8 protein-coding genes and 1 pseudogene are annotated in these 8,767 nt (G+C 66.9%); 4 read left to right on the top strand and 5 right to left on the bottom strand.

Going from position 1 to position 8,767, the window contains the following annotated elements:
* Window positions 1-348: hemerythrin domain-containing protein (locus J5F18_RS02155; protein WP_346300714.1), on the top strand; the 348-nt coding region annotated here is incomplete at its 5' end.
* A gap of 43 nt (window positions 349-391) precedes the next feature.
* Here J5F18_RS02155 and J5F18_RS02150 read toward each other — a convergent pair.
* A complete protein-coding gene (locus tag J5F18_RS02150; protein ID WP_346300713.1) occupies window positions 392-835 on the bottom strand; it encodes a globin in 444 nt (147 codons plus the stop codon).
* Between the two features lie 188 nt (window positions 836-1,023).
* Here J5F18_RS02150 and J5F18_RS02145 point away from each other — a divergent pair, with 188 nt between their 5' ends.
* From J5F18_RS02145 to J5F18_RS02135, 3 genes are all read left to right on the top strand, one after another.
* Window positions 1,024-2,019 carry a peptidase U32 family protein gene (locus tag J5F18_RS02145; protein ID WP_346300712.1) on the top strand — a complete coding sequence of 332 codons (996 nt, stop codon included), beginning with the start codon at window positions 1,024-1,026 and terminating at the stop codon, window positions 2,017-2,019.
* A gap of 11 nt (window positions 2,020-2,030) precedes the next feature.
* Window positions 2,031-2,948 carry a U32 family peptidase gene (locus J5F18_RS02140; RefSeq protein ID WP_346300711.1) on the top strand — a complete coding sequence of 306 codons (918 nt, stop codon included), beginning with the start codon at window positions 2,031-2,033 and terminating at the stop codon, window positions 2,946-2,948.
* Window positions 2,949-3,124: 176 nt separating this feature from the next.
* Complete coding sequence (locus J5F18_RS02135) at window positions 3,125-3,430, top strand: nucleotidyltransferase domain-containing protein (protein ID WP_346300710.1); 306 nt, start codon at window positions 3,125-3,127, stop codon at window positions 3,428-3,430.
* Between the two features lie 124 nt (window positions 3,431-3,554).
* On the opposite strand, the gene J5F18_RS02130 is transcribed toward J5F18_RS02135, so the two are convergent.
* From J5F18_RS02130 to J5F18_RS02115, 4 genes and pseudogenes are all read right to left on the bottom strand, one after another.
* Window positions 3,555-4,307, bottom strand: a complete 753-nt coding sequence (locus J5F18_RS02130) for a ribonucleoside-diphosphate reductase (protein WP_346300709.1) — start codon at window positions 4,305-4,307, stop codon at window positions 3,555-3,557.
* 174 nt (window positions 4,308-4,481) lie between these two features.
* Window positions 4,482-7,724, bottom strand: a complete 3,243-nt coding sequence (locus J5F18_RS02125) for an LAGLIDADG family homing endonuclease (RefSeq protein WP_346300708.1) — start codon at window positions 7,722-7,724, stop codon at window positions 4,482-4,484.
* A gap of 37 nt (window positions 7,725-7,761) precedes the next feature.
* The gene (locus J5F18_RS02120; RefSeq protein WP_346300707.1) at window positions 7,762-8,256 is read right to left on the bottom strand and encodes an SCP2 sterol-binding domain-containing protein; all 495 of its coding nucleotides are present in this window, start codon (window positions 8,254-8,256) and stop codon (window positions 7,762-7,764) included.
* A gap of 294 nt (window positions 8,257-8,550) precedes the next feature.
* Window positions 8,551-8,767, bottom strand: a pseudogene (locus J5F18_RS02115) (coproporphyrinogen III oxidase); the annotation flags it as partial.

Below are 8,767 nucleotides of genomic sequence, written 5' to 3'. Positions count from 1 at the left end.
CAGGTCCACGGCGAGCGCGACACCTGCCCCAACGGCCTGGCCGACCTGCTCACCCTCATCCACCAGGAGATGGAGAGCCATATGCAGAAGGAGGAGCAGATCCTCTTCCCGATGTTGCGCCGGGGGATGGGCGCCCAGGCCCAGGGCCCCATCGCGGTGATGCGCCACGAGCACGACGACCACGGCGAGAACCTCGAGCAGGTGCTGGCGCTGACCGACAACATCACCCCGCCGAAGGGCGCCTGCACCACCTGGCGCGCCCTCTACACCGGGCTGCGCGAATTCCGCGACGACCTGATGCAGCACATCCACCTGGAGAACAACCTGCTCTTCGAACGCGCCGGCTGAATCCCGGGCGGCCCAGTCCGCTTTGAGCCGGCGATCGAATGGATCACCCGCCCCCATGGACGGCGTCCGTGGGGGCTCGGTCGTAGTGGAACTTCATGAAGACGATGCCCGGTGCCATCACCAGCCGCCAGGCCAGCTCGATCTCATCCTCGAACTGATCATCGAAGGCACGCACGGTATCGATCAGGGACTCGAGCCACAGATCATAGAGCGCCGGGACGATATCGAGGTGGGCGCGATCGTGGCTGATCGCCACCTCCTGCAGGTAGTAGTCGGCGTGGCTCGAGGCGTAGAACGCCAGCAGGTGATAGAAGGCCTTCTTGAGCATCGCCTGCTGGCGCACCATGTCGGTATGGCGAAACTTCCTCGCCACCTCCGGTGAGGCCGCCAGGAAGCGCTCGTAGAAGGCCGCGAAGAACGCCTGCCCCTCGACCTCCCGGCCCAGTACCCGCAGGTAGCTCGCATCGAAGAGTCGTTCGATATCCATGACCACCCCGCCCGGCGCGCCTGCCCTTACCCAGACTAGGCCAGGCGCTCGCGACCGGCGCCCTCCTCCTGCCCCCGGCATGACCTGGATCAGCCCATCCGCGAATGTTCCTTGCCATGACGCCAGTCAAGGGCCCGGCGGGGAGGGTCGACTAGCATGGTCGGGTTTCCCACCACAGGAGGCTCACCATGGAGCTCGTCTGCCCCGCCGGCAACCTGCCCGCCCTGAAGCGCGCCGTGGACGAAGGGGCCGATGCCGTCTATTTCGGCTTCCAGAACACCACCAACGCCCGCCAGTTCGCCGGGCTCAACTTCACCGACAGGCGCGCCCGGGAAGGCATCGACTACGCCCACGCCCGCGGCAAGAGGGTCTTCTGCGCCATCAACACCTATCCGCAGCCGGACGGCTGGGCCCTGTGGACCCGCGCCGTGGACCAGGCCGCGGAGCTCGGCGTCGACGCCCTGATCCTGGCCGACATGGGGCTGCTCGACTACGCCGCCCGCCGCCACCCGGACCTCGCCCGCCACCTCTCGGTGCAGGGCTCGGCGACCAGCCATGAGGCGCTGCGCTTCTACCACGACCAGTTCGGCATCAAGCGCGCCGTGCTGCCCCGGGTGCTCTCCATCACCCAGGTGCGGGACCTGGCCAAGCAGAGCCCGGTGGAGCTCGAGGTGTTCGCCTTCGGCAGCCTCTGCATCATGGCCGAGGGGCGCTGCTACCTCTCGTCGTATCTCACCGGCGAATCCCCCAACACCCGCGGCGTCTGCTCGCCGGCCGCCCATGTGCGCTGGGAGGAGACCCCCGAGGGCCTGGAGTCGCGGCTGAACGGCGTGCTGATCGACCGCTACGGCGAGGGCGAGAACGCCGGCTACCCCACCCTGTGCAAGGGGCGCTTCGAGGTGGGCGGCGAGACCTACCACGCCATCGAGGAGCCCACCAGCCTCAACACCCTGGAGCTCTTGCCCGAGCTCGCGGAGCTGGGCATCAGCGCGGTGAAGATCGAGGGCCGCCAGCGTAGCCCGGCCTATGTGTCGAAGGTGGCCGGCATCTGGCGCCAGGCCCTGGATCGCCTGGCGCGGGCCCCCGGCCGCTTCCACGCCGACCCCGCCTGGATGAGCGGCCTCGGCGAGGTCTCCGAAGGCAGCACCACCACCCTGGGCGCCTACGAGCGCCGCTGGAAATAGGAGAGAGCCCCATGTCCGCTACCCCCAAGCTCCAGCTGTCCCTGGGCCCGGTGCTCTTCTACTGGACCCGCGCGCGCTACGCCGACTTCTACCGCGGGGCCGCCGACTGGCCCGTCGAGATCGTCCACCTGGGCGAGTCGGTCTGCTCCCGGCGCCGGGACATGAAGCTAGACGACTGGCTCGGCATCGGTCGCGAGCTGGCTCAGAGCGGCAAGCAGGTGGTGCTCTCGAGCCAGACGCTGATCGAGTCCGAGGCCGACCTGCGTGACCTGCGCAGGCTCTGCGACAACGGCGAGTTCCTGGTCGAGGCCAACGACCAGAGTGCCCTGCAGCGTCTCTCCTCGGCCGGCCTGCCCTTCGTCGCCGGCGCCGCGCTCAACCTCTACAACCCGGCCACACTTTCCGTGCTGGCCCGGGCCGGCATGCGGCGCTGGCAGGCGCCGGTGGAGATGTCACGGGATGACCTGGCCCGCCTGCTGGCCGACTGCCTCGAAGCGGGGCTCGAGGCCCCATGCGAGGTGTTCGCCTACGGCCACCTGCCGCTGGCCTGGTCGTCGCGCTGCTTCACCGCACGCCGCTACCAGAAGCCCAAGGATCGCTGCCAGTTCGTCTGCCAGAAGCACCCGGAGGGCCTGGTCCTGCGCTCCCAGGAAGACCAGCAGGTGTTCACCCTCAACGGCATCCAGACCCTCTCCGGCGCCTGTCAGGACCTGCGCCACGAGCTTCCCGCCATGGCCGAGATGGGCGTGGGCATCGCCCGCCTGAGCCCCCGCCCCGAGGGCATGGCCGAGGTGGTGGCGGCCTTCGACGCATCGCGCCGCGGCGAGCTGCCCGGGCCGGACCCGCTCAGCCTGGTGGATGCCGAGATCTGCGACGGCTACTGGCATGGCCGCCCCGGCATGGACCATAGCCGGGCCAGCCTCGGGTGAACGCCATGGCGATTCTCCTCGTCCCCGAGCCGGACGCGGCGATCCAGCTGCCGATCGCCGGCCTGGAGGCCCTGGTGCGGCGACTCAGGCGCCACTTCGACCACCTCGAGGTGCGGGGCTAGCCGCCACCTCCTTGTGCTAAGCTACTGTAATTGAGAAGCGATCAGGAGGGCATGATGCGGCTCACGCCTCATCAGCAGGATGTCATCCGTCAGGCCGCCCGCGACTGCTTCGGTCGCGGAGCGAGTGTGACCCTGTTCGGATCCCGCACCGACGATAGCGCACGTGGCGGGGATATCGACCTGTTGATTGCGACCGACATGAGCGATGTCGAGGAGATCGTTCGCGCCGAGATCCACTTCCAGGTCAAGGTCCAGCAGGCGCTGGGGGAGCAGAAGATCGACCTGCTGATCGACTACCCAGGCCGAGGCGAACACCCGCCGATCTTCGAGATCGCCGCACGCACCGGGGTCAGGCTATGAGCGATGTCGTCCAGCATCAGTAACCCCTAAACGCCACCGCCCCGGGCCATTCTCGTGACCCGGGGCGGTGGGCGTTCGTCGGCTGGGGGTCAGCCTGGCCGCACGGTGGCTAACCGCGTTCCTGTCAACCGCACTTGGACCAGCCGCAGCCGGCGTAGCAGGTGGGGCAGCCGTCCATCATGATCAGCTCGCCGTTGCACTCGGGGCAGTGGCCCACCACGGTGGGGCCGTCGCCCTTGGCCTGGGCGGCCCCACGGGCCTTGCGTTCGGCCGCCTCGAGCTCCTCGGGAGTGGGCGGCTGCCACAGGTGGCCGCTGGCCTGGCGCTGGGCGTAGCGGGCCACCAGCTCCTCCACCGGCACCTGGTTGCCGTCCTGGTCGAGGAAGCCGCGGCGGTAGAGGATCTGCTGGATCGACCAGGCGATGGCCGCCACCTCGGAGTCGTGGAACATCGGCTTGCCCCAGCGGTTCATGCCGCAGCGCACCAGGCCCTTGTCCCAGGCCACCTTGCGCAGGTCGGCCACCGCCTGGGTGACGTAGCCGCCGCGGGCGGCCAGCGACAGGCTGCGCATGGTGGCGGTGATCCACTGGTGCTCGCTGGAGAGCTGGCCGGAGGGGAAGAAGAACTCCACCGGGCGCTCGATCACCACCCGCTTGCCGCCCAGCACCCCCTCCACGGGCATGAAGGAGACCAGCAGGTAGACCTTCTTGCGCCCCTCGGCGCCGACGTAGGAGATCTTCTCCGACACGGCCTCCAGGGTGCCCTCGGGACGCGAGGGAATGCGTACCGTGAGCGGATTCTCCTCGGCCAGCGGCGGCTCTTCCACCGCCTTCTTGACGCTGTAGGAAACGATCTTGGACGTGATCTCGACGGCCATCAGGAGGCTCCTGCAGAAAGTTGTGCGGTGACGCTCGAGTGACGGTCATTGACGACCGTCACGAGCGAAGGCGAGGCAAGGAGTAGGATTTCGAGGAAGCGGAGTTTACGAGCCGTAAATGAGCATTCCGAGAAAGACTGCAACGCCGCCTCGGCGAGCGCAGTAGGTCGTGAGTTACCACTTGCCATAGGTGCCTTCCTTCAGCGCATCATAGAGATTGGCCGCGTTGTGCTCCTCGCCGTCGTAGATCACCTTCTCGTCACCGGCAAGCTCGATGGTCTCGCCGTTCTCCAGCTCGAACACATAGGTGGTGTTCTTGAGATCGTCCTCGCGCACCAGCACGCCCTGGAAGGCCTCCGGGTTGAAGCGGAAAGTGGTGCAGCCCTTGAGCTTGCTGGCGTAGGCGTCCAGGTAGAGGTCCTTGAACGCCTCGAAGGGGAACTCGGTGGGCACGTTCACCGTCTTGGAGATCGCCGAGTCGACCCAGGCCTGGGCGGCGGCCTGAACCGCCACGTGCTGTTTGGGGCTCACCGCATCGGCGGTGATGAAGTAGTCCGGCAGGTCGCTCTCCACGGCGTCGGCAGCGATGAAGTGGCGGTAGGCCGCCAGCTCGAAGGAGACCACCTCCACCTGCTCCTTGGTCTTCTTGCCCGACTGGATCACGTTGCGGAAGTAGCGGTGCGAGAACGACGGCTCGATGCCGTTGGAGGCGTTGTTGCCCAACGACAGCGAGATGGTGCCGGTAGGCGCGATGGAGCTGTGGTGGGTGAAGCGCGCGCCATGCTCGGCGAGCGCCGCCACCAGCTCCGGCGCCACCTCGGCGACCTTCTGCAGGTAGCGGCTGTAGCGGGCGTGCAGGATGCGGCCCGGCACCTTGTCGCCGATCTCGTAGCCGTCCTGCTTGAGCTCGGGGCGCTCGCGCAGCATTTTCGGGGTGATCGCGTACTCCTCGGCCAGCGCCGGAGCCATGCCCTTCTCCCGGGAGAGCTCCAGGGCCTGCTTCCAGCCCTCGATGGCCATCACCTTGCTCACCTCCTCGGTGAAGGCCAACGACTCCGGCGAGCCGTAGGGGATCTTGAGCATGGTCAGGGTGGAGCCCAGGCCCAGGAAGCCCATCCCGTGGCGGCGCTTGGCCTCGATCTCGCGGCGCTGGCCCGGAAGCGGCAGGCCGCTGATCTCCACCACGTTGTCGAGCATGCGGGTGAAGATCGCCACCACCTGGCGATAGCGCTCCCAGTCGAAGCGAGGCTTCTTGCCGAAGGGGTCGATGACGAAGCGGGTCAGGTTCACCGAGCCCAGCAGGCAGGCGCCCTCGGGCGGTAATGGTTGCTCGCCGCAATTATGCGCATGAAAACAATTAGCATCAAAAGCATTTAGGCCCGGCACCTGGACATCATAGACCTCTTCGACACCCGCTTCTTCATGACCCACGACTCGAGCCACGAAACGCTCTCGATTGAGGCGACGGCGGTAGCCTTCCAGGAGAGCCTCCAGGCGCGCCTGCTTGTCACGATCACCAAAGCCGATACGCGAGGCGAAATGTTCGAGGTTCTCGCCACCGATGACCAGCTCATGCTGAGGCTGGGTGGCATATTCCCGATGCCCACCATGCCCATCGGGCAGCTGGCGATTCGATGCCTGGCGCCGATCACGGTAGATCGTGGAGACGATACCCAATCGGTGCAGCATCCGCTGCACGGCCTCGAGACGGGGAAGGTCGGACTGTGACAGCCGAACACTGACCCCCTTTTCCTGACCGCCCTGAACCGATCCATCGGCATCAAAGAAGCCGCGGAGGAACCCTGCGTAGGCGCTCGAGGACGCCTGCTCCAGCTCAGGTGTGATCGTCTTGGCGCCGGGACGCATGCCCAGCTGAAGCGCCAGGTCACGAAGCGCTGCGGTCGACAGACGATACTCCGCGCGCCCATTTACCTGCTGCCAACCGGCAAAGTCGGCGCGATGCGGCAGGGTTCTCGCTGCCGCCTCTGCCCGCGCCATGACGGAACGCACTCCCTCACTCAGAGCGCCATCGTCACCGTTGGCCACGGCGGCCTGCGACCATACGGACAGTACCGCCTTGTCGCTCTTGAGCGTGCCATCGCCGACCAAAAGTCCCAGGAGATAGCCCTGCGACTCATCGAGCTGGCCTCCCCACTCCGGGGCATCACGATGGTCATTGAGCAACACGCGGTCGCCGGCCTGCAGCTCTCCTGCGGCACACCACTCCGTCTCCGTACGATAGCGAGTAAAGGCTGACACGCGCCGCACTCGGTGGTCAGGGGTCAACTTCAGGCTATAGCCTTCGGCCGTCTGGAGGCGAATCACCGGCTTGGTTGCCGTTGGAAAGAATCCTTCCGGCCCGCTGTGATGGGCCTCGCCATCGATCACGGCGGTAAAGGAACGGCCGACAAGCTGCGCGACCTGACGCGGCCCCTCGGTGGTCTGTACCCAGGTATCCGCGGTCACGCAGGGATTGGTGGCGCGGATCTCCTCGCAGAACCAGTTGTTGTTCATCCGGTTGACCTGGTCGATCAGGATGAAGCCCGGCTCGGCGAAGTCGTAGGTGGAACGCATGATGGTGTCCCACAGCTCGCGGGCGCGGATCACCTCGACGATGCGGCAGGCCACGCGGCCCTCGGCGTCGAGGGTGTAGCCCTCTTCCACCACCGGCCAGTCGCGGTAGATCAGCTCGCTCTCGTCGACGTCATCCTTCTCGCCCGGGTGCAGCGGGAAGGCCAGCGGCCAGTCGGCGTCCTGCTTCACCGCCTCCATGAACTCGTCGGTGATCAGCAGGCTCAGGTTGAACTGGCGCAGGCGGCCCGCTTCGCGCTTGGCCTCGATGAAGGCGCGCACGTCGGGGTGGCCGACGTCGAAGGTGCCCATCTGGGCACCGCGGCGACCGCCCGCGGAGGCCACCGTGAAGCACATCTTGTCGTAGATATCCATGAACGCCAGGGGGCCGTTGGTGCCGGCCCCGGCGCCGAACACGAAGGCACCCTTGTGGCGCAGGGTGGAAAAGTCATAACCGATTCCAGCCCCGGCTTTCAGCGTCATGCCGGCATCCACCACGGAGTCGAGAATATCGTGCATGGAGTCGCGGATGGTGCGTGACACCGTGCAGTTGATCAGGCTCACCGCCGGCTTGTAGGCCTCGGCGCCGGCGTTGGACATGATGCGACCGGCGGGAATCGCGCCGTTTTCCAGCGCCCAGCGGAACCTGGGCAGCCACTCCTCGGCCTTGTCGCCCTCCACCGCGGCCAGGGCCCGCGCGACGCGCTCCCAGGTGGCGGCCACGTCCTGGTCGACGGGCCGGCCATGACGATCCTTGAGGCGATACTTGGCGTCCCAAATATCGCGAGAGGGCGCTTGCATGGGCACCTCGTGGGATGTCTTGACGGCCTTGGTGGAAGTGCTCATTCAGGGATCTCCAGTAAGGGTCAACGGTTCGAATTTTTCAACGTGCGGGGCGCAGCAGGCGCTCGAGGCGCACCAGCAGCTCACCGAAGGGGCCCTGGGCCAGGCCCTCCTCGCGACCGTCGAGGAGGTTCTTGACCATCAGGCCGAGCTCGGTGTCGCCCTCGATCAGCAGGCGGCGCTGGAAGAACAGCGCATCGGGGTCCTCGCGCCGGGTGGCCAGGCAGAGGAATTCGCGCCAGCCGCCGCGGATGATCGCCTCGCCGGGCTCGCCGCACACCCTCAGGCGCTCCGCCTCGAGGGTGAGCGTCAGCGCCACGCCCAGGTCCTCGAGGGCCAGGGTGATGCGGCGCCCCTCCAGGGCGTCGAACTCCCCCTCGGCCAGGGGCTCGGCGAAGGTGCGGTTGAGCAGCGGCTCCACCAGGCGGCGCTTCACGACAATCGGCACTCGCGGATCGACGGCGCGGATCAAACGGACGGGGGCGGGAAGGCGCGGCAGGGCCTGTAACGGTAAAGGCAACAACGACAGGGACATGACAGCTCTCCTGATGGGATCGACGCGGCCTGGGCCGCCGAACCGCCTATCCTGGGCCGAATTTCCCGGGCCTGCACTGATATGCATCAAGCGCGGGCCAGGCTCCTTCATCCGACGCCCATCTACCATATATAGGCAATATTACCCTCGCAAGCGCTATATATAGTGCCTGAGGGAGAGCAACTTGACCCTTTTTCATTTGACAGCGAGAGCGCCCGAGATAGCGGGCATCGACGCGACGACGCCGCCCACATCCATGACGGGGCGGCGCCGTATCGGGTGGGTCAGCGGTACTCAGACGGTGCGCGAGTAGCGGTTCTCCTCGGGCTTGAGGTAGGCATCGAAGGCCATGGCGGCATTGCGCATCATCAGCCGACCGGCGGGCAGTACCTCGATCTCGTTCTCGCGGATCGCCAGCAGGCCGTCGTCGGCCATCTCCTGCAGCTGCCCCAGGGCAGCGGCGAAGTAGTCGCGGAAGACGATGCCGTGCTGGCGCTCGATGGGGGCGAAG

The organism is Halomonas sp. BM-2019, assembly GCF_017584085.1.
This window is presented reverse-complemented; position numbering and strand designations above follow the sequence as displayed.

Coding starts and splice junctions, on each gene's coding strand:
- J5F18_RS02150 (WP_346300713.1), bottom strand. CDS start 835: ATGGATATCGAACGACTCTTCGATGCGAGCTACCTGCGGGTACTGGGC.
- J5F18_RS02145 (WP_346300712.1), top strand. CDS start 1,024: ATGGAGCTCGTCTGCCCCGCCGGCAACCTGCCCGCCCTGAAGCGCGCC.
- J5F18_RS02140 (WP_346300711.1), top strand. CDS start 2,031: ATGTCCGCTACCCCCAAGCTCCAGCTGTCCCTGGGCCCGGTGCTCTTC.
- J5F18_RS02135 (WP_346300710.1), top strand. CDS start 3,125: ATGCGGCTCACGCCTCATCAGCAGGATGTCATCCGTCAGGCCGCCCGC.
- J5F18_RS02130 (WP_346300709.1), bottom strand. CDS start 4,307: ATGGCCGTCGAGATCACGTCCAAGATCGTTTCCTACAGCGTCAAGAAG.
- J5F18_RS02125 (WP_346300708.1), bottom strand. CDS start 7,724: ATGAGCACTTCCACCAAGGCCGTCAAGACATCCCACGAGGTGCCCATG.
- J5F18_RS02120 (WP_346300707.1), bottom strand. CDS start 8,256: ATGTCCCTGTCGTTGTTGCCTTTACCGTTACAGGCCCTGCCGCGCCTT.